Origin of the sequence: Mesorhizobium sp. M7A.F.Ca.CA.001.10.2.1 (genome assembly GCF_003998575.1) — a bacterium.
Lineage (GTDB): Bacteria > Pseudomonadota > Alphaproteobacteria > Rhizobiales > Rhizobiaceae > Mesorhizobium.
Genome location: NZ_RZQY01000020.1, coordinates 1 through 24,234 on the forward strand (window position 1 = coordinate 1; position 24,234 = coordinate 24,234).

Genomic DNA, 24,234 nt, shown 5'->3' on the forward strand with positions numbered 1-24,234 from the left:
CATCGTGCCGCCGAACTGCCTGTCTGGCTGCACAGATACAATTGGCATCGTCCACATGGCAGCCTAAAGTCAAAAACGCCTATCAGTCGCCTCGCCCTGATCGAGGACAACCTGTTGAAGCTCCACAACTAGGTCGTCCAGCATCACAGTGAACCGCGTACGTAGTATTTTGTCGTAGGCGGCATTCTGGATAGCCGGATACGGGCTCTTCACCCGCTGCACCACCGATTGCGGGATGATGTCGCGAGAAACATTCACGGATTTCGTGAAAAAAGTGTACCCGCCGAAGAGCCCTACTCGCGGGGGCGGTGCAGCACCACCTCGGTGTCACTGCTCGTGTTCATGCGATGGACTAGGCCGGCCAGCTGTTGACGCAGCTCGCGGTAGTTGTAAGTCTCACCCGTGTAGACGAGCACCAAGTCAGGTCGGCCATCCCCCTGGAGCATCCTCGGCTGGCGGCCGCCCTGGATATCGATGATTGCCAGGCGGTGGTGTCCCAGCGCCGCAGGCCCGCCGATCCAAGTCCCCTCGTCGTCCGGACCGTGGTTCGCTATGGTGGCCGTCATATCGGCAAGCTCCCTTCGCGCATCGGGACCTCCGAGGTCTCGATTGAAGTCGATCCATTCACAGATGCCGCACAGGTTATGTCGCCGCATTTGGGCGAAGCAGATATAAGGCCAGTGGGAAACCATCGAGGCAAAGTGACGGATCTAGCCCAGCTACGATCCGCATCCGACATTGTCGGACATCGGACAGCACCGCGATTCGCTGCATAGGAAGCCTGGAGTCGCGATTTCCCCTGGGGGAATCAGCGCATGAAAGGAGAGCTGGGTCGTGTCTGCCGAAATGAGAAATTGCTCCCCCTTATTGCATCACCGAGGAATGTTACCCAGCGCGATAGACGGACATGCCCTATCTCCCCCCGTTGCAGCTGAGGGAGATAGGGGCCAGCTCTTCATTCAACCCTCATGGAGGATGATCAGCCCAGCCATTTCCATGCGCCGGCCTTCACAAGCCGTGCACCATTCAGGTTCTTTTCCTTGAAGCGCGACGATCCTTGTCAGACGTCGCAACACTTGCTGCCGAGAGCACGAGCTCTTCCTCGAGCATGCCTTGATCTGCGCCTCGAACGGCTCGCACATGCTGGGTTTCAACGACTTCGCAGAGGTTGATATTCTGCAGTGACTTCGTCTCGCTGCTGCACGGCATTGACGCTGGGAGCCATGCTCGCGTGGCGCAATTGTGCTGAAGCCGGTGCCCACGGCAACGTTTCTTAACCCGCCCCAGATCCTGGCGTTTGGCTATTTCCGACATTCGTGTCCGGCTTCGGACAAAGGCCGGGTTTGCCGAACGGAGTCGCACCCAATTTCCAGTGCTGCTTGAGCAATAATATCGACCGGCATTACTGCACAACACGAAAGTTGCTGCAAAAACCGAAGTGAACCCAAGGCATCGGGTCAATTGGCATGGCGCTTGCGACTCGGTCGATAGAACGCAGTCAAAATCACGGTTGCAGACCATGCCTACCTCTCAAAGCTCGATAAAGCACGCGAGCAAAATTCCCCGTCTCCGCGGAAGCTCGTCGCCGTTAAACGTGCCTGCTCGGGGGCGGTCTTGCACAAGACCGGTCCGAGGCAACCACGCCAAGGCGCGAGGCTGCCGGAACTGTCGACCGAAGTCGATGCCGCTTCAGTTTAACCGAAAAATGCACCGTACCACTTTGGCCTGGAAGCAAATCAATGACCTATAGAAAGAACGTTCCTCTCGTGACCTTTCGCACGCGTGTTCGCGATGAGTCGATCGGGGGGCCAAATCCTTATCAGTGGGAGAACAAGACCTCCGACGATTATTTCGGGGGCAAGCGCATCATCCTGTTCTCGCTGCCTGGCGCCTTCACCCCGACCTGCTCGACCTTCCAACTGCCCGATTTCGAAAAACTCTATGATCAATTTCTGGAACTGCGAATTGACGCGATCTACTGCGTCTCGGTCAACGATGCTTTCGTCATGAATGCGTGGGGAAAGTCCTTGGGGCTGCAGAAGATCGAGCTGATCCCAGACGGGTCGGGCGAGTTCACGCGCAAAATGGGCATGCTGGTCGCGAAGGACAATCTGGGCTTTGGCATGCGCTCCTGGCGATACGCCGCTCTGATCGACGATGGCGTGGTGGAGCAGTGGTTCGAGGAGGAAGGCTTCTGTGACAACTGCGAGACGGACCCCTATGGCGTTTCATCCCCGCAAAACGTTCTCGACAAATTGAAGGCGGCGGCATGACCCAGAAGTGGAAAGTCTCACACAACCCAAGCACACACTAGAGCCTCCTCGGCAGATCACGGTTCAACATGCATCTCTCAGCAAGCCTGCTTCAACGCCAGAAGCAACGTATGGTCTTATCGCCTCAAGCCATTGAAGCTATTCGCTTGCTGCGATTGACGCATACTGAACTCCATCAGCTCGTGCAGCAGGCACTCGAGAAGAACCCCGTTTTGAAGCCTGACCCGTTTGACGACGATTCGCCGCTGCCAGGGGTGGATCAGCGGAGCAGTCAAAGCAGAAGCGAAATCGGCGAATCGCCCATTGGCGGGCCGTCTGGCGGGCGCGGGCAATGGAAGTCGCAACGCAGTAGCGGCAACGATCGACCTGCCGTCGAGGAGTTTACCGCCCACACCGAAACATTGCACGACCATGTCGCCCGCCAGGTCGCCCTCAACCCGTTCACCCCCCAGGAGCGGCTGATTGCCGGACAGCTCGCCGCTCATCTGGAGGACACTGGCTATCTTCAGGTAAACCTTTTCGATCTGGCCAGGACGTTAAACGTTCGGCAAGCTGATGTGGAACGGGTCATCGGAATCTTGCAGCAATTTGATCCGCCGGGCATTTTTGCGCGAACTCTCAGCGAATGCCTGGAGATTCAGCTGCGCCAGCAAGACCGGTTCGACCCGGCTATGGCAGCTTTGGTCGCCAATCTCGAGATGCTTGCACGGGGGGATTTTCAGGGATTGAAGCAGCGTTGCGGAGTCGACGAGGAGGATCTCCTCGACATGAGGAACGAAATCCGCGCGCTCGATCCCAAGCCTGGAGACCGGTTCCAGTCCGGGACGCCGGAAACCATCGTACCGGACGTCTGGGTAATGCCCAAGTCCGAAGGTGGATGGCGGGTGGAGCTTGATCCGGCCACGCTGCCCAAAGTGTTGATCAACCACACCTATGTCGCCGAAATCTCGCAGCTGACCAAGCAAAATCCGGAAGGCAAAGCGTTTCTCGACAATTGCCAGGAAAAAGGGAACTGGCTGATCAGCAGTCTCAAGCAGCGCGCTAAGACGATCCTTAAGGTTGCGACCGAAATCGTGCGCCAGCAGGATGCCTTTTTTACACACGGCGCCGCCCATCTGCGGCCTCTCTGTCTCAAAAATGTCGCTGACGAGATCGGCATGCACGAGTCGACGGTAAGCCGGGTGACTTCGAACAGGTACATGTTGACTCCGCGCGGGGTGTTCGAGCTGAAGTATTTTTTCGCTGCGCCAATCGCATCCTGCGAGGGCGGCGATGCGCACTCCGCCAAAGCTGTCTGCCATCGGATCAAGGCAATCATAGCCGAAGAATCGCTCGACAAGGTACATTCCGACGAAGACATCGTTGCTCAACTCAAGGAGACCGGCATCGATGTCGCTCGCCGTACCGTCACCAAATATCGCGAGGCGATGAACATCCCTTCCTCCATACGACGGCGCCGCGATAAGCGTTTGTCCGCAGCTGCGATCAAGCGAAGTGACTAACCGACATTCGTGGTCGGCGAGAGGCGACTCTCAACTTCCTCCGGGCCGAAGCAGCTTTCGAAGTCATGGCATTCCCCGCAACTGGGTGCTGTGCATGACGAAAAGCCTTCGGCCTCACACAGCTTGCGGTAAAAGTACTTTTTCCATTTCATGTTTTCTGTGTTGCCTGCCGCCAGCGCGGGAAAATGTCTGGCAAGCAGGCGGCTGAGCTCAGCGCGATTTGAGAGGCCAAGATCCCGCCAAAGATGGTCCATGCGCATCGCACGCCGGGCGATGATCTTGGCCAAGCGGGCGCTCGCCGGGTCGGCCGGCGCAGCATGCGCTAGCAGCAGCCGGCGTAGCAGTTCCTCTTCCAGTTCCGGCTCGGGCTCGCTCAACTCCTCCAAAGCGAATACGCTGCTGGAGGTAGACGGGAAAGTTGCGGCCAAGACATCACGCAATTCGACAGACGAAAGGCCTGTCCCCTCCGTCGCCAACACCTCGCCCGCCTGGACCTCCTCAAGCGAACGTGAATGTACGCAGGGCAGCACATGCTGATCGAAGCTCCTCCCTAGCTCGGACCCACGCCATTGCGCGCTGGATAGGCAGCCATCATCGTAACGGCCGGCTTCAGCTTCCGGCATGACAAAGCGCCTTGTTGACCGCAGGGATGATCTTGTCGCCCCAGAGCTCGATCTGGCGCAGCATCGTCTTTTGGTCGAAGTCGCCCAATTGAGTCTGAACTGCGATCTGGTCCGGTTTCAAGATATCGATCTCTTCCAGCAGGCGATCAATCACGCGATTTACGCTGCCAATCGGCAAATTTTTGCGCATGGTCTCGAAGGACAGATCCTGCTGGGTCGGTGTCTCCTGCAGCAGGTAGCCATCGTGGCTCTGTTGGCGACGCTGATGCAGGGCTTCAGAAAGCCGGCGCTGGAAGCGGGCATTGTCGAGATAGCTGTTGATCTCCAACTCGTCGTGGCTGGCATAGCAGCAGCGCAGCAGCGATATCTTGACGTCGGTGACGTTCTTTTCCTCGGATGCCGCCGCCCTCTCGACTGATTCACGCAGTGTGGTCAAAGTCTCTAAGCCGTCGTGGAAGGCTGTGACAAAAAAATTGTGCCCCTCGCGGTAGGCCCGAGCCATCCGTGCGGCTCCGCCAGCGATCCAGATAGGCGGCGTCGGCTGCTGGACTGTGCGGACCGAAATCGCTGTTGGGGGGATCTTCTCATACTGGCCGTCGTGTTCGAAGACGTTTTGGTTGAGGCCCTTGAGAATGATGTCCAGGTATTCCGAAAAGACGGCCGGCGCCTCATCGATGTCCACGCCGAACCGTTCGAACTCGAACTGCTGGTATCCCAAGCCTACGCCGAGCTCGAGACGGCCGTTCGCAACGATGTCGGCGAAGCCGATCTCGGACAGCAGGCGCTGCGGTTGGTAAAGCGGCAGCACGCAGACGGCAGTGCCCAGGCGAATCGTGCTTGTCAAGCCGCCGCAGTGCGCCACCATCATCAGCGGGGATGGTATGAGGCTGTAATTGTTGAAGTGGTGCTCAGCAAACCACGCGGTGTTGAACCCAGCCTGCTCCGAAGCGACGGCCTGTTCGATGGAGTTGCGGATGACGCTTTCTGAGGATTGGTGATAGCCACGCTGGGCGGCCAGAATGAAAGTGGCAAATTCCATGATTTCTCCTCGTTATAGACACGTCAGCCGACCGGGAATGTGCTCGGCATGCGCATGCTTGGATCTCAAGCACCTCAGGTGCGTCGTGGAGCCGAGGCTTCATAATGCTCGGCCGGTCGCCCTGCGAAGGCCTGGCAATTAACCTGCGGCCTCCGCAAAACATTCGTCATAGAGCTCGCTGGCGTTTCCCGCATCACCGAACGAGGTCCAGCCGCCGTCCACGTAGAGGATCGAGCCGTTGATGTATGAGGCGTCAGACGAAGCAAGGAAGAACGATGCATCTGCGACGTCTTCTGGCCGTCCCATCCTGCCCATGGGGATGCGTCGTCCGATTGCTGTCAGGTCGATGCGGCCGGCTTTGGCCAACTGAGCAAGTGCGGGCGTGCGGATGTGGCCAGGAGCGACGGTGGCTGTCCGAATTCCGACCGGCCCGAGTTCGGCCGCCATGCAACGGGTCAGCATATCCATCCCCGCCTTGGAGGCGCCGTAGGCATGGCGCGGCGCGAACGGCAGAAAGCTGTCGATCGACCCGAGATTGAGGATCACGCCGCCCGGGCGCATAGCCTTGATCGCTTCGCGCGCGCAGGTGAAGGCGCCGGTAAGGTTGACATCCAGGACGTGTTCGAGCTGTTTCGACAGTTGCTCGATCGCAGGCACAATCCTGTCGGCGGTATCAGCACTATTGACCAGAACATCGATATACCCGAAGCGTCCCCTCAGTTCTTCGAACATCGACACCACATCGCTCTCGACGGCCACGTCCAGCGATTTCGCCAGATGCTTGCCGGGGAGCGATGTAGCCAGCTCTGCCGCTGCAGTGCCATCTTTATCAGCAATCACGACGGTGTCGCCGTTCGCGGCAAAGCGGCGAGCGACGGCCGCGCCAATGCTTTTTGCGCCACCGGTGACGAGCACGATTCGCGCATCTGTGCATTCGGCCGGACAGGAGAGCTCGGCTTGGAGCGCACCATCCACCGGCGGGTGAGCATCCCCCGGCTGGTTGAATGACATCCAGCCTCCGTCGACTGCCAGCACCGAGCCGGTGATGTAGCGCGCCTGCGTGCTGCTCAGAAAACGCACGACCCTGGCGATCTCGTCGGGGCGAGCCAAGCGCCCCATCGGCACGCGGCGGCGTATCGCCGCGAGGTCCATTTTGCCAGCGCGTGCCAGTTCTGTGACCATTGGGGTGCGGACGGAGCCCGGCGCCACCGCCGTGACGCGGATTCCTCGCATAGCCCACTCGCATGCAAGGGACTTTGTCAACGAGATCACGCCAGCTTTCGAGGCTGCGTAGGCGTTGCGCCTGGGATTGCCGACCACGCCCGCCATCGAAGCCACATTGACGATCGCACCGCCCGGCTTCATGCGCCGCGCCGCTTCCCGGGCCATAACGAATGGCCCAATAAGGTTCACTGTCACGCCGCGTCGGAAGGTATCGACAGCGGTGTCGATGATCCTATCCATCGTGGGTCCAACCGCCGCATTGTTGATGAGGACATCGATTTGCGCGAACCGTGCTTCGACCTGGCCGAAAAGTGAGAGCATGTCCTTCTCTCGCGACACATCGCACTCCAGACCGACGTGCGGCGACCCGAGATCCCGAGCCAGTTCAACCACACCACTGCCCGGAAGGTCCACCGCAACTACAGTGTCTCCGTCCGCGGCAAGGATATCGACCAGGGCACGGCCGATCCCGCCCGCAGCGCCTGTGATGATTACGGTGCGTGCTGCCAGTTTCACGAGAGCTTCTCCACGATGACCGCTTGTGATCTCAGCCCATCAACCTTGGGCGGAATGAAGGGCCGAGCCAAATCGTTGCAGTGACCGCCAGTCGCGGCCCCACACAGATGTCGTTCCCGTAGGGCGCTCATCCTCCATTCCTACCCACTTATGCAGCTCCCAGTTGGGGACCCTCGACGCCATCTTGGTCGGTGGGGATGTGACCCTTGAGCAACTGGTAGATGGGATCGTCTGGATGTGGTGCTCCAATCGGCTGTCGCCGGCCGAACCTATCTGCCTCAAGAATCGCTGGCGGGATTTGCTCCTCAACCCAATCGTAGACGACTGTCCGTTCCGCAATTCGCCACTCGTCCTGCCTCTTCTGAAACAGATCGCAGTAACGGCCGCAAAGCAGCGTCTGACGTATTTCTTGGTCTGTATCCGGTCCGCGTTGCAGCGCGGTGAAATAGCTCTCGACCGCGGCCTCTGCTGAACTGATGAAGTCGATCAGGCTGTTCGTGATTTGATGGATGTTACGGTGCCCCGGCAGACCGAGAGCAAATTGGATGAAGTCCTCTGCCGGTCCGCAATAGGGACCGTGCCTGTCATACGCTTCGGGCCAGTATGCGCTACGCAGCGCCGCCTCATCGGCGCGGTCTATCCCGCGGCAGTACCGATACAGGCAGTTGCGGATCGCCTCTCGGTCACGCAGTTCGGTAATTTTCGCGTGGTCGACAGGGTCTGTCGCGAATTGTATGATTGTTTTGTCCTTCCCGATGCCAGTCTGCACTTTGCGTGTGTCTCTCTCTACAACTGAGTTAGCGGGGGGCTCGTCAACTTCCAGAGCTTGTTCGGGGCAGGCTCGTACCCCTTTTGAGGCAAGCAGTTGCTCCCCATCGGCAACATCAATATCACCGGGCAAGATGTAGCCGGCGTCATCAAGCTTGAAGACTCTCGGCGCCCGCGCCCAGCAGCGCGCATGACCCTGGCATCTGGCTTTATGTACGACGACACGCATAGCGAACTCCAATGTCGTTGGCTGAAACTTCAGGACCATTCCAGGATCAGATTCTCGATCCCGAACACATGGCCGCCGAAGGTGATAGGTTCAGTCCCTGTCTTGATCCGAAAGGCTGGGATGCGCGCCAGCCACTCCTCCAGGCCAATGACAATCTCCCGCCGGGCAAGGTGTGAGCCAAGACAACGATGGGGACCATAGCCAAAGGCAGCGTGCCGGTTGTCCTCGCGCGCCAGATCGATCTCATTCGGGCATTCGAATTCCGCCGGGTCACGATTGGCAATCATCGTGGCACAGGAAACATAATCTCCCTTGCGGATCGGCGCGCCTTTGAAGTCGACATCCTTCGTTGCCACTCGGATCATCTGAATGGTCGAATAGGCGCGCAGCAATTCTTCCGCAGCGACGGCAATCCGGTCAGGTTCGCTTCGTAGCAATTCCTGATCTTTGGGGTTGCGCGCGAGATGGGCCAAGTCGAAGCATATGGCTGCTGAGACCGTGTCGAGTCCCGCGACGAACACAAGCACGCCGATGCCACGGACTTCTTCGTCACTGAGCAGACGACCCTCGACCTTTGCCTTCACGATGAAGGTCATGAAATCATCGACCGGCTCCTTGCGGCGCTCGGTGGCAAGTTCGTCGATGAAGGCCACGATCGTCCGGGCTGCGGGTGGTCGTTGCTCCTTATCGCCGTGGAGCAGATCTCTAGCCCAGCCGACAAATGTTTCTAGTCCGTTGTCCGAAAGCCCAATAAAGCGAAGGAAGATATTGACCGCGAACGGAACTGCAAAATCCTTCATGATGTCGCAGCTCGTGCCTGATGCGGCGATCCTGTCGATCAGCTTGATCGCTCGTTCCCGGACAGCCGGCTCCAATGCCATTACCCGCTTTGGCGAAAGCAGCGGATTGAGCAGTGAGCGAAAAACACCGTGGAATGGCGGATCGAGCTCAAGCGGGATCATCGGCCAGCTCTCGCCGAGCACAGAGGCGAAGATGCTGCGATGGCTGGAAAACGTTTCGGTGTCCTGCAGCACCCGGCGCTGGTCGCTCGCGCGAGTGATGACCCAGGTACCCCGACCGTCGCGCGTGTTGCTGGTTGAATAAAAGATCGGAGGCCCGGCATGAACGCAAGCAACCGCTGCATGCGGATCCCCGTTAGCCGTCGGCAACATGCCGGGCGACGTAAACAGGTTGAAGTCCCTCACCATTTCGGGCGGGACATGATCTGGAACCGGCCGCGATTTAACCGCGCCAGAATCGAGAGACCGTTCATGAGATGCTGTCGGCATTTGCATGCAATCGTCGGTGCAAGCTCCGTGCCGAATTCGTCTTTCGATAATCCTTGCCGTTTGCTGGGCAACAGGTGGCGCCTGCGCTGACTTGCTGGTCGGGATTGCAACATTCTTGTCCAGCGTCGGACACAGAATGTAGAATGCTAGACAGCGACTTGGAGCAACTCAACTGGTGGGATCGCTAGCCGATCATGTGCCCGGGGAGCATCCAGTTCGAAAGCTTGCGCTAAGCGGCTTGGTGACTTGGCCGAGGTCACCAGGTGGAAACGACCAACACTTGGGGTGAGCCTAGTGGCGCTCCCCTCGATGATGTCTGGCGGGGTGGTTAGCCGCCTCCGTAGGACAAGATCAGTCTACACGAATGGACTATAGCCTCTCCTCGCATGCCTCATTGGCCGTCCTTCAGAGCCGGCCACACGAGCTTTTGTCTTTCAGCAGGGCGTTTTTCTCGCCAGCTACAGAGCCACACCGACGCCATTAATGAGCGTCCAGTCGACGGGTTGGATGGCCCTGTCCATCTTGCCCAGCACCTTGGCTTAGCATTTGCCGGTGCGGCGGAAGCCTTCAAGACGCAGTTCTTGACCTTCTCCAGATCAGCCTCGGATGGATATCGGCAAGGGTTCAGCTCGTCCTTTTGAACTTGCGCATCTTCGTGTTGGCCAACCCCAGGCCGCCCGACATATTTGCGGTCTATCCGGCACCTCAACTTCGAACAACCTTGCGGCAAGCTCTTGGGATAGCCCACGCTCGTGCCTCCACCACCCGCTCAGCAGAGCCAGATTTGTCGTTGATGGCACGGAACTTGCGGAGTCATTCGCAGATGCGTCACGGACCGAGAGTGTCGTCCCATGAATTCGATCACCAAAAAGGCCGCCCGACGTTGCTGGGACCGCCTGCAATTACCTTATCCCAGAATTGGGAGCAACGGCTTCAAAAGGGATAACTCATCACCTCAATTTTGTCGATCGCGCGGCCATCGAACCGCAGCCATCGATCAGACTTCCGCCTCGTTGCACTCATTGCGACCGCCTTGGTGCTTGCGACAACCGCTCAATTCTGGCTGCCAGGATAACCACATATGGCGACGGAACTTCCTGCTTCAAAGCAATATAGAGATCGTCGATCATCCCCCCATCAAGGCCTCGATCGAGGACACCGCGTTCGGCTTGCTTGGTTCGCAGTGAACAGACCGCACTTCGACGAATGCGATCGATGCGACCGCGCCGAGAACTCTCCCGCATTGTCGACGGTTGGGTCCGTCGGCCCTCCGATGAGGCCTCGGATGCGTCGGGCTCCGAGGCCTCGACTGATGCCGACTGGCCGCCGCCGGAAGGTCTCGCGGCTTTGATCCCCGGCGATGTAGCCACCCCTGCTGCAACAGCTCCTAGCCGGAGAACTCATTCATGACCGAATCGGCGACAGATTTAGTGGACGCGGCTTTGTTCGACCGAGATCGGCTTGACCCAGAAAGTCCCTATCAACGTTCTGGCCCTGCATGGGGTGCCATCATTTCGCTTTCCTTCGGCACCTTCGGGCTTGTGACGGCAGAGTTTCTGCCCGCCAGCGTTCTGACACCGCTCGCGCATGATCTCCGTATCACCACGGGCACGGCTGGACAGGCGCTAACAGCGGCCGCAATCGTCGCGGCGATCTCGGCACCGATAATCGCCATCGTGACAAAGCGTCTGGACCGCAGGGTCGTCATCTGGGCGATGACGCTCCTGCTGATCCTGTCGAACGTTCTGGCGGAGGTTGCGGGGTCGCTGCCGGTTTTGCTGGCGGCACGCGTCGTCCTTGGCATATCGCTTGGTGGTTTTTGGTCAATTTCGGCAGCGTTGGCGATGCGGCTGGTTCCAAGTCACCTCATGCCGCGCGCCATGTCGGTCATCCTCACCGGCGTTTCTGTCGCCTCCGTCTGCGCGGCTCCAATCGGCGCTTATGTCGGTGACATTTGGGGATGGCGAGCCTCGTTCAAGGTCGCCGCAATCGTGAGTGCCGTTGCGCTGCTCGTGCAACTCGTAACCATTCCGCCACTGCCTCCGATCGAAGTGCGCAGATTCCGCAGTCCGCTGGATGTCGCGAAGAATCCGGCGATGAAGGTTGCGGTGCTAGTCGTGCTATTGGTCGCTTCCGGCCATTTTGCCAGCTTCGCCTACATCCGCGCCTTTCTCGAGAGCGTTCCTGCGCTCGACAAGAAGTCAATCCCGCTCGTGTTCCTTGCTTTTGGCACGGCCGGCGTCTTCGGCAATTTAGCCGGCGCATTCCTCACCAAACACAGTCTCAAGGCGGTCGCGGCCCTGCCGCCCCTGCTCATTGCCGTAGCCGCTGTCTCGCTCCTGACCATGAGAGCATCGGCCTTGACCTCGGCAATTGCAGTTGCCGTATGGGGCTTTGCTTTTGGCGCGGTCCCGGTCGGATTGCAGACATGGATGGTGCTACGCGCCGCTCCGAAACAGGCCGAGAGCGCTGGTGTACTGATGGTCATAACCTTCCAAGTGGCCATCGCAGCCGGCACAACTTGCGGTGGCCTATTGGTGGATCACACGGGTATTGCCAGTGTCTTTGTCTACAGCGCGGTTGCCACGTTCCTCGCTGTCTTGACAGTATTTTTGCTCGGCCCGAACCGCAAAACCTGACCGCCTGGTGGGGAGTGACGGTCGGCGGCGTTCACGCTATTGTCACCTCTGAGCTCGGCCCAAAGGCCGCGGCTTCGTCGTAACCATGCGGTCGATGGGGCAGCGCCAAATTGCTTCCTGCTCATCGCGTTGCGATAATACAGCGCGCTTATTGCGTCATCGTGTCCCCGGTCTCGGCTTCAATGCCCGGCTACTGGCTGCGGAGGCAGATGGGCGCCGGCGTCCCACCGACGACGATCGGTCTTTTCTCATGTAGCTGTCGGGGAAACGAGGCAGGTTTTCCGCCAGAACCCGCCAGTCGTCGCGCTCGCGTTCGCCTTCCTTGCGCGCACCGAACAACTGGATGATGATCTTGCCGTCGGACCCATATGCTTCGAGCGAGGTGACGTGACTGTCATTGGTCGGCTTGCGCACGGCCCAAACCTCACGGATTTGGTGGGTCCTGAGATGCAGCCGGAACGTTTCGTCCAGCACATGGATGCACGGCCCGATCTGCTTGACCGACTTGATTAAGCCGGAATGGGTCTGGATAGAACCTCGGTTGCCGACGAAGCACATGATCGGCAATTCGTCTTCGGCCGCACGCTGGAGCACGGCGCCAACTGCGGCATTGTCGAGCAGCCAAGCGTAATCCTGGCCGACCATGCGCAAAGCCTGGCAGCGGCTGAGCTTGAGCGTCTTTAGAAGGTTGACGTCAGTCAGCCGGCTCCAGTACTCGCGTAGGTCGTCCACCGTGCCGGCCCAGTCCGCAGTCCTCGCGCCCAGGTCGGCTACTCTCGCCTTAAGCGACATGGTCGGCTCCTGGTTGGCGGATACGAGCTCGGCCACCAGCTTTCGATAGGCATGAAGGTTGGAGACCGGCCTGAGATGCACCTTATGCACTGCTGCGCCGGCGGCGTCGAAGAATTGCAAACTGCGCTGGATTCCGCCGCGATGGCGCCTTTCAACAGCGAAACCATACCTCCAAGCCTGCGGGAAGACGCGAAGGTCGAATTCGTCACCAAGGACCATGGCGTGATTGTTGCCGGTTATCACTCTGTTGAAGACGCCAATCTTTTCGTGCACGGCACCTTGATTGCGGGTCAGCGCCGTCACTTCGCCCACGAATTCGAGGCCCGTCAGAAGGTGATTGACGCGCGGGTCGATGCGTGCCGCGCCGAAACCGCAATGGGCCGCGACCAGTTCCGCTTCCGAAATGGCCAATTGGGCGGCGAAATCACGCGCGGGAATGTTCGGACAGACTTCCCACGCACGCCGGATTTCGTTGGGCGACCGCTTCTTGCGCTGATCCATGTTTTTACCCCTGCCCCGTTCTTCTTTTGACGATCGATCGAAAAACGGGCCTCAGGGATGTGCACGGCGGACGCGATCGATCGTCAGGCACATGCCAGTCGAATCCTGTCTCCGGGCGGTCAGCGGCCAATCGCCGGTAGCGAGCGATTGTTGGGTGGTCGGCGCCAATCGGCCGATCGAGCATTCGGGTACCACCGGCGGTGCTGCTTTCCCACCAAGGCGGGTCTGATGGATCATATTGCTTTCCTTCGTTCTTCGATTGCGAGGGCAACCCAAAGGTGAATCGGCCGGCAATTTTGCCGCCGCAACGAAGGCTTCACAAAAATCGTGCCAGTTGCTCCGCGGCAAGCTCTGAACATCTTTGGCTCTGTTCATTGCTTTACGCGTGAGTGCATCGCGAACTCAGGCGCCCTTCCTGTGACGCGGACGCGACAAACCCGACAGTAAGTGTCGGTTGTCGGACGTCTCCCCAGCAATCGAGCATAAGAGACGTCGGGATGTCCTACGGTTTTTGACACGTCTTCCCTTTGGCACGGTCCATGCGAGATGATCCACGAAAACGCCGGACCGAGGAGAAATCGAGCCATGATTACGCTCACCGACAACGCTGTTGCCGCCATCAAGGCCGCTCTTTACCGCGCCAGCGAGCCGGCGGAAGGATTTCGCATCATGGTCCATGCCGGCGGCTGCGCCGGCTTCCAATACTCAATGGGCCTGGAGAGCGTCTCACGTGAGGGCGATGCGATCATCGAGCGAGATGGGCTCAAGGTGTTCATGGATAGAGGCTCCCAACCCCATGCCGCCGGCATGACCGTGGACTTCGTCACTGGGCTCGAAACATCCGGCTTTGTTTTCGATAACCCCAATGCGCGTGAGACGTGCGGCTGCGGCAAGTCCTGCAAATGATTGCGAGGGAACAGGCTATGTTCGACTATAGCGACGCCAAGGAATACTGCGTCGAACCGGTAACCGCCGGCGCTCTGGAACCGGCCGACACGCACTGTCGGCCCGGAACAATTGCGTTCGGTGATGCACCAAATCGCGATCATCGATCGTTGCCGTGGGCAAGCAAACAAAATTGCCCGAAACAGCTGAATTCCCGGCGGATGCCGCCACCAAAGGGCAATGTCGACAGCGACCGGTCAGCCAAGCCATCGCTCCCCCGGCCGCCCACCTTACCAGATACGATATGCGCCAGAGGTTCAATGGCCCGACTACCCTTGAATCATTTCAGCAGTTGAAGGATCACTCCCATGAACCCTGTCTATCTCGACAACAACGCAACGACGCGGGTTGATCCTGCAGTCGTTGGAGCGATGTTGCCTTTCTTTACGGAGCAATTTGGCAATCATTCGTCCATGCACGCCTATGGCGCATCGGTTGCTGAAGCCGTGAGAAAGGCGAGGCAACAGTTGCAAGCCCTCATCGGCGCGGGATTCGAGGACGAGATCATCTTCACCTCGGGCGGGACTGAAAGCGACAGTACAGCCATCCTTTCGGCGCTGGAGGTGATGCCCGACCGAACGGAAATAGTGACTTCCGCGGTTGAACATCCGGCCGTTCTGAAGTTGTGCGCGCACCTTGAGAAGACGCGCGGCGTCAAGGTGCACATTATCCCAGTCGATCACTACGGCCGGCTCGACCTGGACGCCTACAGAACCGCCCTCACCCCACAAGTGGCAATCGTCTCGATAATGTGGGCGAACAATGAGACCGGTACGATCTTTCCCGTGGTTAAGCTTGCCGATCTAGCCAGGGAAGTCGGCGCGCTTTTCCACACTGATGCAGTGCAGGCGGTCGGAAGGCTTCCGATTGAGCTGAAATCGACCGCGATCGACATGCTGTCGCTCTCCGCCCACAAGCTGCATGGTCCAAAGGGGATAGGCGCGCTTTATGTAAGACGTGGCGTGCGCTTCTCCTCCATGATCAAGGGTGGGCACCAAGAGCGCGACCGGCGTGCAGGCACTGAAAACACACCCGGCATAGTCGGACTGGGCATGGCGGCCGAACTCGCCTTGAAATTCATGGACGAGACAAAACGAATAAAATGGTTGCGCGACCGCCTTGAGAACGGGATCATCCAGCGCATCCCAAACACATCCATCAACGGCGATCCGCAAGAGCGATTGCCAAACACTGCAAACATTGGATTCGAAGGTATCGAAGGCGATGCAATTCCAATTGTCCTGAGCCGGCTGGGAATCGCCTGTTCCGCCGGGTCCGCCTGTGCCTCTGGCTCACTGGAACCGAGCCATGTTCTGATCGCTATGAACGCGGCATGTGGGGCAGTCCGCTTCTCCTTGTCGCGTGACAACGGCGAAGATGACGTAGACCGCGTGCTTGAGGTCCTGCCTGCGATCACCGAGAAGCTACGGGCCGTTCCCAGTGCTGGACTGTGCGGGCGAGGTGCAGAACAGCTTCATTCCGGCCCGGGTCCGAGCGGCACAATAGCCGACGAGCCGTGAGGTCTTCCTCAACGTGACGACCCTGCGCAAGGAGAGCAGTTAAACTCGGGGTCGCCTTCACCACTTCAGAAAAGCTTGAGATCGCCAAGTCTCTTGCCCAGCCGCCGTGCCAGAGGTCGGCACGCCGTCAGCAATGTCACCAATGCATCGACACCACAATTTCGCGCCGGGAGAATACAATGAACTGCTCCGCTGATAGCCGCCCGATCGATCGCACCGATATCCTAGCGCGACTGAAGGGCCTGTCGGCCGCGGAGGACTTCTTCGCCTGCCTTGACGTCTCCTACGACCCGAAAGTGATGAATGTCTCGCGGCTCCATATCATGAAGCGCGTGGGCCAATACCTTGCCGAAGAAGATTTCTCCGGTCTGCCTAACCAGGTAATCGCCGCGCGGGTGCGCGCCAAGCTGGAACGCGCCTACGAAGATTTCGCGACTTCCTCGCCGCTCACGCAACGTGTGTTCAAGGTGCTAAGGGACCACGATCCAAACATATGTCCCGCACCTGGCCGCGCCTTCGTCCCGCTCGACTCTGCACTGAAGCGGTTCGGAAAGTAATGAGCCCGACACGGCTGCGACGCGACAATGTCGAGAAGTCGACAAATCCAGTCCTCATGACGCCTCCTCGGAAGCAAACGAAGCCACCTTCTGGAATAGAGGCAGGAAGACGACTTGGCATGAACGATGCAGGCAATGAGGTGAACCGCCAAGCACGAATCCGGACTGGGAGCTTAGAGAAACCGCCAATGCATATCGTAGTCTGCATCAAGCAGGTGCCGGATTCGGCACAGATCCGCGTGCACCCGGTGACGAACACGATCATGCGTCAGGGTGTTCCGACCATCATCAATCCTTACGACCTGTTCGCCCTCGAAGAAGCGCTCAAACTGCGCGACGTTCATGGTGGCGAGGTTACTGTGCTCACAATGGGTCCGCCCATGGCGGAGGACTCGCTGCGAAAGGCGCTCGGTTACGGTGCTGACCGAGCAGTTCTCTTGACGGACCGCTATTTTGCCGGATCCGATACGCTGGCGACTTCCTTTGCTCTTTCGCAAGCAATCGCAAAAATTGGGGAGACTTTCGGCAGGCCGGACATCGTCTTCACCGGCAAGCAGACGATTGACGGCGATACCGCCCAGGTCGGACCGGGCATAGCCAAGCGCCTAGATTTATCGCAACTTACCTATGTCGCGAAGATTGCCTCCATCGATCTCGATACGCGAGAGATCGAAGTCGCTCGTCGCGCCGAAGGCGGCACCCAGTTGCTGAAGAGCAGACTCCCTTGCCTCATTACCATGCTGGAAGACACCAACGAAATCCGCCGGGGCTCGCTCCAGCAGGCTCTGTGCGCGGCGCGCAGCCAAGTCGTGAAGTGGACTGCAGCCGACGCCGGCATTGACGATCTCACCCGGTGCGGTCTGCGTGGCTCGCCTACAGTCGTCAAGCGTGTTTTCGCCCCCACCGCACGGGCAGAAAGGGCGGCGCAGATCGACACCGCGGAAAGGGGCTTGCAGGACATAGCCGATGAACTCATCGCCGATATCTTAACCCGCCGGCCGGCGCTGGAACATGAGCTGGCCTTCAACAGCGGCACGTGACGGCCAGGAGCAGAAAATGTCGACCGCAAGCCAAACTACCCCTCGCATTGCCCCCGGCCGTGCCGGTGTAAAGAAAGAACTTCCCGACCGTTTCAAAGACTACCGGCACGTGTGGGTCTTCCTCGAGCTCGAACGCGGCAATGTGCATCCTGTATCATTCGAACTGCTGGGCGAAGGCCGCAAATTAGCCGACAAGCTTGAAGTCCAGCTCGCGGGCGTCGTGCTGGGACCGCCGGGCGAGATGGTCGAGGACGCTGTTGCCGAGGCCTTCGCTTACGGGGCGGATCTTGTCTACATCGTCGATGCGCCGCCGCTCGCCGACTACCGGAACGAGCCGTTCGCCAAGGCGCTCACGGATCTGGTCAATACCCATAAACCCGAAATCCTCCTTCTCGGCGCGACCACACTGGGCAGGGATCTTGCAGGCTCGGTAGCGACGACCCTGCAGACGGGGCTCACGGCCGACTGCACCGAACTTGATGTAGATTCCGACGGTTCACTCGCCGCGACCCGTCCGACTTTTGGTGGCTCATTGTTGTGTACGATCTATACACTAAATTACCGGCCGCAAATGGCGACGGTGCGACCAAGGGTCATGCCTATGCCGCAACGGGTGGATAAGCCGGTCGGGCGTGTCATGCGGCACAAGCTGTCGCTCGTTGAGGACGATATCGTCACCAAAGTCCTCGGCTTCCTACCGGATAACCAGTCGGCAATGGCAAATCTTGCCTATGCGGATGTCGTGGTTGCGGGAGGCCTCGGTCTCGGAGCGGCGGAGAACCTTCAGCTTGTGAAGAATCTTGCCCGAGCGATCGGCGCCGAGCATGGCTGTTCGCGCCCCTTGGTCCAGAAGGGCTGGATGCCGGCTGATCGACAGATTGGACAAACTGGCAAGACCATTCGACCGAAGCTTTACATCGCGGCCGGAATTTCCGGCGCCATCCAGCACCGAGTTGGGGTCGAGGGGGCCGATCTCATCGTCGCGATCAACACCGATCCGAACGCGCCGATTTTCGAGTTCGCCCACCTCGGGATCGTCACGGATGCAATCCGCTTCCTGCCCGCACTGACGGAAGCCTTCACCCGGCGGCTGTCGCCGCACAGTCGAGACAAGCTTGCGAGTTGAGGGAGAGGACATGATTGAACAATTCGATGCCATTGTGGTCGGAGCCGGCATGTCTGGAAACGCAGCTGCTTACACTTTGGCAAGCCAGGGGCTGAAGGTACTGCAGTTGGAGCGCGGGGAATATCCGGGCTCTAAGAACGTCCAGGGTGCCATAATGTACGCGAACATGCTGGAGAAGATCATCCCGGACTTCCGGGATGATGCGCCCCTCGAGCGGCACCTGGTCGAACAGCGACTTTGGGTGATGGACGACACGTCTCACACCGGAATTCATTACCGGTCGGACGACTTCAATGAGGCGAAACCCAACCGCTACACGATCATCCGCGCCCAGTTCGACAAATGGTTTTCCCGCAAGGTGCGCGAGGCTGGCGCGACGGTCCTGTGTGAGACGACCGCGACGGAACTCGTCCGTGATGGCAATGGCAAGGTGATCGGCGTCCGCACAGACCGGGCTGGCGGAGTGGTCTTCGCGAATGTGGTCGTTCTCGCAGAAGGGGTGTCGGGATTGCTTGGCACTCGCGCAGGCCTGCGCGAGATGCCGAAGCCGGAGACCGTGGCGATTGCCGTCAAGGAAATGCATTTCTTGCCCGAAGAGGTCATTGGCCAGCGGTTCGGGGTGAAGGGCGATGAAGGCTGCGTAATCGAGGCCGTGGGCACGATCTCTCGCAGCATGGCCGGGCTCGGCTTCCTTTACACCAATAAGGAGTCGATTTCACTCGGCATCGGCTGCCTGGTCTCGGATTTCGCCGCGACGATGGAGAGCCCGTCCGCCCTCCTGGATGCGATGAAAAACCATCCTTCGATCCGGCCGCTGATCGCTGGCTCGGAGGTGAAAGAATATGCCGCCCATCTTATCCCCGAAGGTGGTTACAGGGCCATTCCGCAGCTATTCGGCGACGGTTGGGTCATCGTCGGCGACGCAGCGCAACTGAACAATGCCATTCACCGTGAGGGTTCGAACCTTGCCATGACCTCGGGTCGTGTCGCGGCTGAGGCGATCATCAAAGTCAAAAGCCGCAACGGTCCTATGACCAAAGCGAACCTTGCGCTCTACAAGACGATGCTGGATGACTCCTTTGTGATCAAGGATCTTAAGAAATACAAGGACATGCCAGCCTTACTCCACACCAATTCCAGCAACTTTTTTGACAGCTATCCGCGGTTGATGTCGCATGCCGCTCAGACCTTCATGCGTGTCGACGGCACGCCGAAGATCGAGAAGGAAAAGAACACCACGGCCGCCTTCATCAACGCGCGCTCGCGCTGGGGGTTGGTCAGCGACGCGGTCCGCCTGGCATTGGCATGGCGCTGAAGAGGGTACAAGATGACGATCGCAGTGACGAAGGTTCGTGTCGAGGACAAACTTTACCAGAACCGCTATCTGGTCGATTCCGGCCGCCCCCATATCATAGTGCGACCGCACGACAAGCCAAGCGCGAACTTGCTTGCGTTGACCTACGTCTGTCCGGCGAAATGCTATGAGTTGAATGACAAGGGTCAAGTCGAGATCACCGCCGACGGCTGCATGGAATGCGGCACCTGCCGGATATTGTGCGAGAAAGGCGGCGACATCGAGTGGAACTATCCGCGCGGCGGCTTTGGTGTCCTGTTCAAGTTCGGATGATCAGCCGGTGCCAAGAGCATGCCGGCAGCGAGCAACTGCGGCACACCATGAGCCTCTCCATCCACTTGCAAAGAGCTAGTGAATATTGGGTTTCGCAATTCAAGTTTCCTCGACTTGGTAGGGGTATCCTCAGGCCACGGGGCGCCTGTGCCGGACTTACCACCGGTAACGTGGTCGAGCCCCTTTGGACAATGTCCGGCCATCGTGCCGGATGGCAGCCACAACGGCCGGTGAGCAAATGGAACGGCACAATCCATGATAAAGACGTATGTGCTAGTGCATGGTGCCTGGCATGGCGGATGGTGTTGGCGGGACGTCGCCGCCAATCTTCGCAAGATGGGATGCCACGTGACCACGCCTACCCAGACAGGTGTCGGCGAACGCGCACGTTTGCTGTGCAAGGACATCACGCCCGACACATTCGTGACCGACATCGTCAACCACATTGTAACGGAAGAGCTGAGCGATGTGATCCTTGTCGGTCACAGTCTAGGCGGCATCAGCATCACCGGCGCCGCCGACCGGATACCCGACCATATCAGCCATCTCGTTTATCTCGACGGCGCCATCGTCGAGAGCGGTCAAAGTGTATTCAGCACCATGCCCCCCGACATCGTCGCCGCCCGTCGAAAATTGGTTGCGGAGGAAGGACGGGGTATCTTCATGCCGACTCCGCCGCCAACAGCATTCGGCACTCCCGAGGGACACTCGCTCACGGACTGGGTGCGGCGCCGGATAACACCGCATCCGGCAGGCACCTACGAAAGCGGACTTAAGCTCGAGCACCCGCTCGGCAACGGCAGACCCCGAACCTATGTCGTCTGCACTAATCCACTCCACCCGCCGATGGCGGGAGCGCGAGAATGGGTCGCGAAGCAGGATGGCTGGGCGTGGCAGGAACTCGCCACTGGCCACGACGCAATGATCCTCGCGCCGACGGAAGTTGCTCTCCTTCTTAGCGCTGTCGGCTGAGGAACCAAGTAGGGGGAGCGGCGGCCGATTCTCAGGCCGTGGCCTTGAGCTCTGGTGCAAGGATGTAGGCCCAACGGGTCGTTCCGGTGGCGCCACCGAAACCACTAGGCGGGAGTGGCCTGTCCTGCCGACGTCGCAAGCTTGCGAGCGTTCCGCCGCGGCCGCAGCCCGTAGCGCCGGGCAACCTCCGAGATCACCGCGTCGGCTCCAGGGTCTCGGAGATGACTCCGTGCCTTGTCGTCCATCGACCAATGCCGCCGACCAACAGCGCCGTTGATCACCCTCGAAAACGCCGAGGCTGCCGCTCAGGGTCAATCGTAAGTTCAAGTTCAGACACAAGCCGATCTCCGATCCACCTCAGAATCGGCAGGCCCACAGATCGCGGGTCCTCCTGGAAGGACACAGCGCTTACCCTTGAAATATGGAGAACCATGGCTTTGCGCCGTCGGCAGTTGAGCTGATCTCGCAATGCTATTTCCCCGGCAACGTCCGCGAGCCGGAGAACTGCGTGCTTGGCGTTCTCCTCTGGAAGGAACCAATCTTTCGGAACGTGGCAATGTCATCGACGAGCTCTCACGGGCCAGCACGATGCCGGTTCGGCGCATCGGCGCCCGCCTGAACACGAGATGGCCACTTGCGATTCTAACGATACGGCCGGACGGGGGCTGGGACCGCGGCGGACGAAGCGTGACGGCTGATCGACACAATGGAGAAGGCCGGCTGGGTTCAGGCTAATGCGGCTCGAATTCTCGGCCTCAAGCTGCGACAAGTCGGCTAGGCGATACGCCGGCATAGTATCGAGGTGAAGGAACTTCTAAGAGCCTGATGAGCCAATCGTCAGGCCAGTGGTCTTGCGCGCCCTGTGCGCGACAAGGAGTGCTTCGTGCTTCTGAACGGATTTGGACTTGCACTGTCGCAAGCAGGACAAAATTGTGTCGCGCCGGCCTGACACAATGCGATATCGACCCGAATAGTGAACTGAAGCCGCTTTTTTCAGTTGGTATGGCTCTTGCACCTTGAACCGCGACGTTACCAGCAACGGAGCCGTTTGATGTCCTCACCGACAGTTTCGATTGAGGGGCCGACTAGCACGACATCCGAGGGTCTTCTGGCAGCCGCGAAATCCGGTGGCTGCGCATCGTCTTCCTACGGCTCGTCGCCGACCAGCCCGGGCGAAGAGGATCCGGCTATTTGGGAAAGGATCAAGGATCACCCCTGCTTTTCGGAGGAAGCGCATCATTATTTCGCGCGTATGCATGTGGCGGTCGCGCCGGCTTGCAATGTCCAGTGCAACTATTGCAATCGCAAATACGATTGCGCCAACGAGAGCCGGCCTGGTGTTGTGTCTGAGAAGTTGACGCCCGACCAAGCGCTACGCAAGGTCATCGCCGTTGCCAACAAAGTTCCGCAGCTTTCGGTTCTTGGCATCGCTGGGCCGGGGGATGCCTGTTACGATTGGGAGAAAACGAAGGCAACGTTCGACCGCGTCATCAGGGAAATCCCCGACATAAAGCTGTGCGTCTCCACTAATGGGCTCGTGCTGCCGGACCATGTCGCCGAGCTTGCCGAAATGAATGTTGATCACGTGACGATCACCATCAACATGGTCGACCCGGAAGTCGGCGCGAAGATCTATCCATGGATCTTTTATGAAAATCGCCGCTACTTCGGCATCGAAGCCGCTCGAATCTTGCACGCGCGGCAGATGCTGGGCCTGGAGATGCTGAGCGCGCGCGGCATCCTCACCAAAATCAACTCGGTGATGATTCCTGGAGTGAACGACCAGCACCTGTTTGAGGTGAACAAAATGGTCAGGGAGCGGGGCGCGTTTCTGCACAACGTGATGCCTCTGATTTCGGACCCGGCGCACGGTACCCACTACGGACTCATCGGGCAGCGCGGCCCAACGGCAACGGAGATGATGGCTCTTCAGGATCGACTTGAAGGTGGCGCCAAGTTGATGCGCCACTGCCGGCAGTGCCGGGCAGATGCTGTCGGCCTGCTCGGTGAAGATCGTGGCCAGGAATTCACGCTGGACGGTATTCCCGACGATGTCGCCTACGATGCTGGCAAGCGTCAGGCCTATCGGCAGGTGGTCGCACACGAGCGCCGTGATCATGAGGCGGCGAGGAGCGAGGCCATCGGTATGGTCAAGGCAACAGACTCCGAAAAGTCGCTTCTGGTTGCGGTGGCCACTAAGGGAGGTGGACGGGTCAACGAACACTTCGGCCACGCGAAGGAATTCCAGGTTTATGAAGTCTCGCCTAGAGGGATCAGCTTGGTCGGGCATCGGAAGGTCGAGCGGTATTGCCTCGGAGGCGGGGGCGAAGACGCCATCCTCGAGGGCGTCATCGCAGCGCTCGAAGGCATACACATAGTGCTATGCGCCAAGATCGGAAATCGCCCGAAGGAACAACTCTCGCGAGTTGGACTGCGCGTAACCGACGCCTATGGCCATGACTACATCGAGACCGCAGTCAGCGCACTTTACGCGGCAGAGTTTGGGATCAGACCACTAGCGGCGACGGCCTGAGCCGTCTCGTCCGATAACCAGGAGTTAGAATGGCTTTAAAGATCATCGCATCCCAATGTACCCAATGCGGGGCCTGCGAGTTCGAATGTCCTTCGGAAGCGATCAAGTTCAAGGGCGACGCCTATGTGATCGATCCAAACAAGTGCACCGAATGCAAGGAGGCCTTCGATACGCAGCAATGCGTGTCGGTCTGTCCGGTACCGAAAACCTGCGTTCCCGCTTGATTCCTACCGAAACGGTCGGGTTCGCCGCACGACGACGCCTGCAACCCGCGACCACAACAAAAGCCTCGAGAAAGGAATGGACAGCATGTGGTCCAGACGCGAACAGGAGGTCGAAATCGGCAGACCGCCACGGTTCATGCAGGGTGAGCGGGTCCGTGCGATACGCCACATAAAAAACGACGGCACCTATCCCGGCAAGGAGATCGGCGAAAACCTCGTGCGGAAGGGCGACGAAGGCTACGTGCGCGACATTGGAACCTTTCTCCAGCAATTCTTCATCTATGCGGTCGAATGG

Annotated in this window: 22 protein-coding genes and 3 pseudogenes; 16 read left to right on the plus strand and 9 right to left on the minus strand. The window is 59.1% G+C overall.

The window, feature by feature from the left end; all coding sequences use genetic code 11:
• A pseudogene (locus tag EN964_RS02735) lies at positions 1–132 on the plus strand (IS481 family transposase); the annotation flags it as partial.
• Between the two features lie 161 nt (positions 133–293).
• On the opposite strand, the gene EN964_RS02740 reads toward EN964_RS02735, so the two are convergent.
• Positions 294–566, minus strand: a complete 273-nt coding sequence (locus EN964_RS02740) for a hypothetical protein (protein WP_199489650.1) — start codon at positions 564–566, stop codon at positions 294–296.
• 1,173 nt (positions 567–1,739) lie between these two features.
• On the opposite strand from EN964_RS02740, the gene EN964_RS02745 reads away from it, so the two are divergent.
• Together EN964_RS02745 and rpoN are read left to right on the plus strand one after the other, a co-directional pair.
• Positions 1,740–2,273, plus strand: a complete 534-nt coding sequence (locus tag EN964_RS02745; protein WP_063169380.1) for a peroxiredoxin — start codon at positions 1,740–1,742, stop codon at positions 2,271–2,273.
• A gap of 68 nt (positions 2,274–2,341) precedes the next feature.
• Positions 2,342–3,775, plus strand: coding sequence for an RNA polymerase factor sigma-54 (rpoN, locus tag EN964_RS02750; protein WP_063169381.1), 1,434 nt, complete (start codon positions 2,342–2,344; stop codon positions 3,773–3,775).
• On the opposite strand, the gene EN964_RS02755 is transcribed toward rpoN, so the two are convergent.
• The 6 genes and pseudogenes from EN964_RS02755 to EN964_RS02775 form a co-directional block, all read right to left on the minus strand.
• Positions 3,772–4,398, minus strand: coding sequence for a nitrogen fixation protein NifQ (locus EN964_RS02755; protein ID WP_063169382.1), 627 nt, complete (start codon positions 4,396–4,398; stop codon positions 3,772–3,774). The two genes, rpoN and EN964_RS02755, sit on opposite strands and share 4 nt — an antisense overlap.
• Entirely contained in the window at positions 4,385–5,437 is a 1,053-nt protein-coding gene (locus tag EN964_RS02760) for an LLM class flavin-dependent oxidoreductase (protein ID WP_063169383.1), read from the minus strand. Before EN964_RS02760 ends, EN964_RS02755 begins: the two co-directional genes overlap by 14 nt.
• A gap of 138 nt (positions 5,438–5,575) precedes the next feature.
• Positions 5,576–7,177, minus strand: a complete 1,602-nt coding sequence (locus EN964_RS02765; protein ID WP_063169384.1) for an SDR family oxidoreductase — start codon at positions 7,175–7,177, stop codon at positions 5,576–5,578.
• A gap of 148 nt (positions 7,178–7,325) precedes the next feature.
• Entirely contained in the window at positions 7,326–7,913 is a 588-nt protein-coding gene (locus tag EN964_RS02770) for a nuclear transport factor 2 family protein (protein WP_050580531.1), read from the minus strand.
• Positions 7,914–8,051: 138 nt separating this feature from the next.
• Positions 8,052–8,213: pseudogene (locus tag EN964_RS38370) on the minus strand (ferredoxin); the annotation flags it as partial.
• Positions 8,204–9,382, minus strand: coding sequence for a cytochrome P450 (locus EN964_RS02775; protein ID WP_063169385.1), 1,179 nt, complete (start codon positions 9,380–9,382; stop codon positions 8,204–8,206). The gene EN964_RS02775 and the pseudogene EN964_RS38370, both read right to left, overlap by 10 nt.
• A gap of 1,487 nt (positions 9,383–10,869) precedes the next feature.
• Between EN964_RS02775 and EN964_RS02780 the strand changes: the two genes are divergently transcribed.
• Complete coding sequence (locus tag EN964_RS02780) at positions 10,870–12,102, plus strand: MFS transporter (protein WP_063169386.1); 1,233 nt, start codon at positions 10,870–10,872, stop codon at positions 12,100–12,102.
• 261 nt (positions 12,103–12,363) lie between these two features.
• Here EN964_RS02780 and EN964_RS02785 read toward each other — a convergent pair.
• Together EN964_RS02785 and EN964_RS02790 are read right to left on the minus strand one after the other, a co-directional pair.
• A pseudogene (locus EN964_RS02785) lies at positions 12,364–13,395 on the minus strand (hemin-degrading factor); the annotation flags it as partial.
• Positions 13,396–13,446: 51 nt separating this feature from the next.
• Complete coding sequence (locus EN964_RS02790; protein ID WP_126066777.1) at positions 13,447–13,770, minus strand: hypothetical protein; 324 nt, start codon at positions 13,768–13,770, stop codon at positions 13,447–13,449.
• Positions 13,771–13,980: 210 nt separating this feature from the next.
• Here EN964_RS02790 and EN964_RS02795 point away from each other — a divergent pair, with 210 nt between their 5' ends.
• From EN964_RS02795 to EN964_RS02855, 12 genes are all read left to right on the plus strand, one after another.
• Entirely contained in the window at positions 13,981–14,301 is a 321-nt protein-coding gene (locus EN964_RS02795) for an iron-sulfur cluster assembly accessory protein (RefSeq protein WP_029356570.1), read from the plus strand.
• Between the two features lie 347 nt (positions 14,302–14,648).
• Positions 14,649–15,860, plus strand: a complete 1,212-nt coding sequence (gene nifS, locus EN964_RS02800) for a cysteine desulfurase NifS (protein WP_063169388.1) — start codon at positions 14,649–14,651, stop codon at positions 15,858–15,860.
• 179 nt (positions 15,861–16,039) lie between these two features.
• Positions 16,040–16,417 (plus strand): nitrogenase stabilizing/protective protein NifW, encoded by a 378-nt coding sequence (gene nifW / locus EN964_RS02805; protein ID WP_063169389.1) that lies wholly within the window; start codon positions 16,040–16,042, stop codon positions 16,415–16,417.
• A gap of 188 nt (positions 16,418–16,605) precedes the next feature.
• Positions 16,606–17,457 (plus strand): electron transfer flavoprotein subunit beta/FixA family protein, encoded by an 852-nt coding sequence (locus EN964_RS02810; RefSeq protein ID WP_063169390.1) that lies wholly within the window; start codon positions 16,606–16,608, stop codon positions 17,455–17,457.
• Positions 17,458–17,473: 16 nt separating this feature from the next.
• On the plus strand, positions 17,474–18,583 hold the full coding sequence (locus tag EN964_RS02815; protein ID WP_024505237.1) for an electron transfer flavoprotein subunit alpha/FixB family protein: 1,110 nt from the start codon (positions 17,474–17,476) through the stop codon (positions 18,581–18,583).
• Positions 18,584–18,593: 10 nt separating this feature from the next.
• Positions 18,594–19,898, plus strand: coding sequence for an FAD-binding protein (locus EN964_RS02820; protein ID WP_063169391.1), 1,305 nt, complete (start codon positions 18,594–18,596; stop codon positions 19,896–19,898).
• A gap of 12 nt (positions 19,899–19,910) precedes the next feature.
• Positions 19,911–20,210 carry a ferredoxin family protein gene (locus tag EN964_RS02825; protein ID WP_024505235.1) on the plus strand — a complete coding sequence of 100 codons (300 nt, stop codon included), beginning with the start codon at positions 19,911–19,913 and terminating at the stop codon, positions 20,208–20,210.
• 255 nt (positions 20,211–20,465) lie between these two features.
• A complete protein-coding gene (locus EN964_RS02830) occupies positions 20,466–21,182 on the plus strand; it encodes an alpha/beta fold hydrolase (RefSeq protein ID WP_063169392.1) in 717 nt (238 codons plus the stop codon).
• A gap of 706 nt (positions 21,183–21,888) precedes the next feature.
• Entirely contained in the window at positions 21,889–21,960 is a 72-nt protein-coding gene (locus EN964_RS02840) for a helix-turn-helix domain-containing protein (RefSeq protein ID WP_245467364.1), read from the plus strand.
• 273 nt (positions 21,961–22,233) lie between these two features.
• The gene (gene nifB / locus EN964_RS02845; protein WP_063169393.1) at positions 22,234–23,715 is read left to right on the plus strand and encodes a nitrogenase cofactor biosynthesis protein NifB; all 1,482 of its coding nucleotides are present in this window, start codon (positions 22,234–22,236) and stop codon (positions 23,713–23,715) included.
• Between the two features lie 29 nt (positions 23,716–23,744).
• Positions 23,745–23,939 (plus strand): 4Fe-4S binding protein, encoded by a 195-nt coding sequence (locus EN964_RS02850; RefSeq protein ID WP_024505232.1) that lies wholly within the window; start codon positions 23,745–23,747, stop codon positions 23,937–23,939.
• A gap of 85 nt (positions 23,940–24,024) precedes the next feature.
• Positions 24,025–24,234 (plus strand): nitrogen fixation protein NifZ (locus EN964_RS02855; RefSeq protein ID WP_164775714.1); only part of this gene is annotated, 210 nt, incomplete at its 3' end.

Excerpts from the sequence above, each read along its gene's own strand:
- EN964_RS02795 (WP_029356570.1), top strand. The coding sequence starts at position 13,981 with ATGATTACGCTCACCGACAACGCTGTTGCCGCCATCAAGGCCGCTCTT.
- EN964_RS02775 (WP_063169385.1), bottom strand. The coding sequence starts at position 9,382 with ATGGTGAGGGACTTCAACCTGTTTACGTCGCCCGGCATGTTGCCGACG.
- EN964_RS02745 (WP_063169380.1), top strand. The coding sequence starts at position 1,740 with ATGACCTATAGAAAGAACGTTCCTCTCGTGACCTTTCGCACGCGTGTT.
- EN964_RS02810 (WP_063169390.1), top strand. The coding sequence starts at position 16,606 with ATGCATATCGTAGTCTGCATCAAGCAGGTGCCGGATTCGGCACAGATC.
- EN964_RS02780 (WP_063169386.1), top strand. The coding sequence starts at position 10,870 with ATGACCGAATCGGCGACAGATTTAGTGGACGCGGCTTTGTTCGACCGA.
- nifS (WP_063169388.1), top strand. The coding sequence starts at position 14,649 with ATGAACCCTGTCTATCTCGACAACAACGCAACGACGCGGGTTGATCCT.
- EN964_RS02815 (WP_024505237.1), top strand. The coding sequence starts at position 17,474 with ATGTCGACCGCAAGCCAAACTACCCCTCGCATTGCCCCCGGCCGTGCC.
- EN964_RS02820 (WP_063169391.1), top strand. The coding sequence starts at position 18,594 with ATGATTGAACAATTCGATGCCATTGTGGTCGGAGCCGGCATGTCTGGA.
- EN964_RS02830 (WP_063169392.1), top strand. The coding sequence starts at position 20,466 with ATGATAAAGACGTATGTGCTAGTGCATGGTGCCTGGCATGGCGGATGG.
- EN964_RS02755 (WP_063169382.1), bottom strand. The coding sequence starts at position 4,398 with ATGCCGGAAGCTGAAGCCGGCCGTTACGATGATGGCTGCCTATCCAGC.
- EN964_RS02740 (WP_199489650.1), bottom strand. The coding sequence starts at position 566 with ATGACGGCCACCATAGCGAACCACGGTCCGGACGACGAGGGGACTTGG.
- EN964_RS02760 (WP_063169383.1), bottom strand. The coding sequence starts at position 5,437 with ATGGAATTTGCCACTTTCATTCTGGCCGCCCAGCGTGGCTATCACCAA.
- nifB (WP_063169393.1), top strand. The coding sequence starts at position 22,234 with ATGTCCTCACCGACAGTTTCGATTGAGGGGCCGACTAGCACGACATCC.
- EN964_RS02790 (WP_126066777.1), bottom strand. The coding sequence starts at position 13,770 with ATGAACAGAGCCAAAGATGTTCAGAGCTTGCCGCGGAGCAACTGGCAC.
- EN964_RS02825 (WP_024505235.1), top strand. The coding sequence starts at position 19,911 with ATGACGATCGCAGTGACGAAGGTTCGTGTCGAGGACAAACTTTACCAG.
- rpoN (WP_063169381.1), top strand. The coding sequence starts at position 2,342 with ATGCATCTCTCAGCAAGCCTGCTTCAACGCCAGAAGCAACGTATGGTC.
- EN964_RS02850 (WP_024505232.1), top strand. The coding sequence starts at position 23,745 with ATGGCTTTAAAGATCATCGCATCCCAATGTACCCAATGCGGGGCCTGC.
- nifW (WP_063169389.1), top strand. The coding sequence starts at position 16,040 with ATGAACTGCTCCGCTGATAGCCGCCCGATCGATCGCACCGATATCCTA.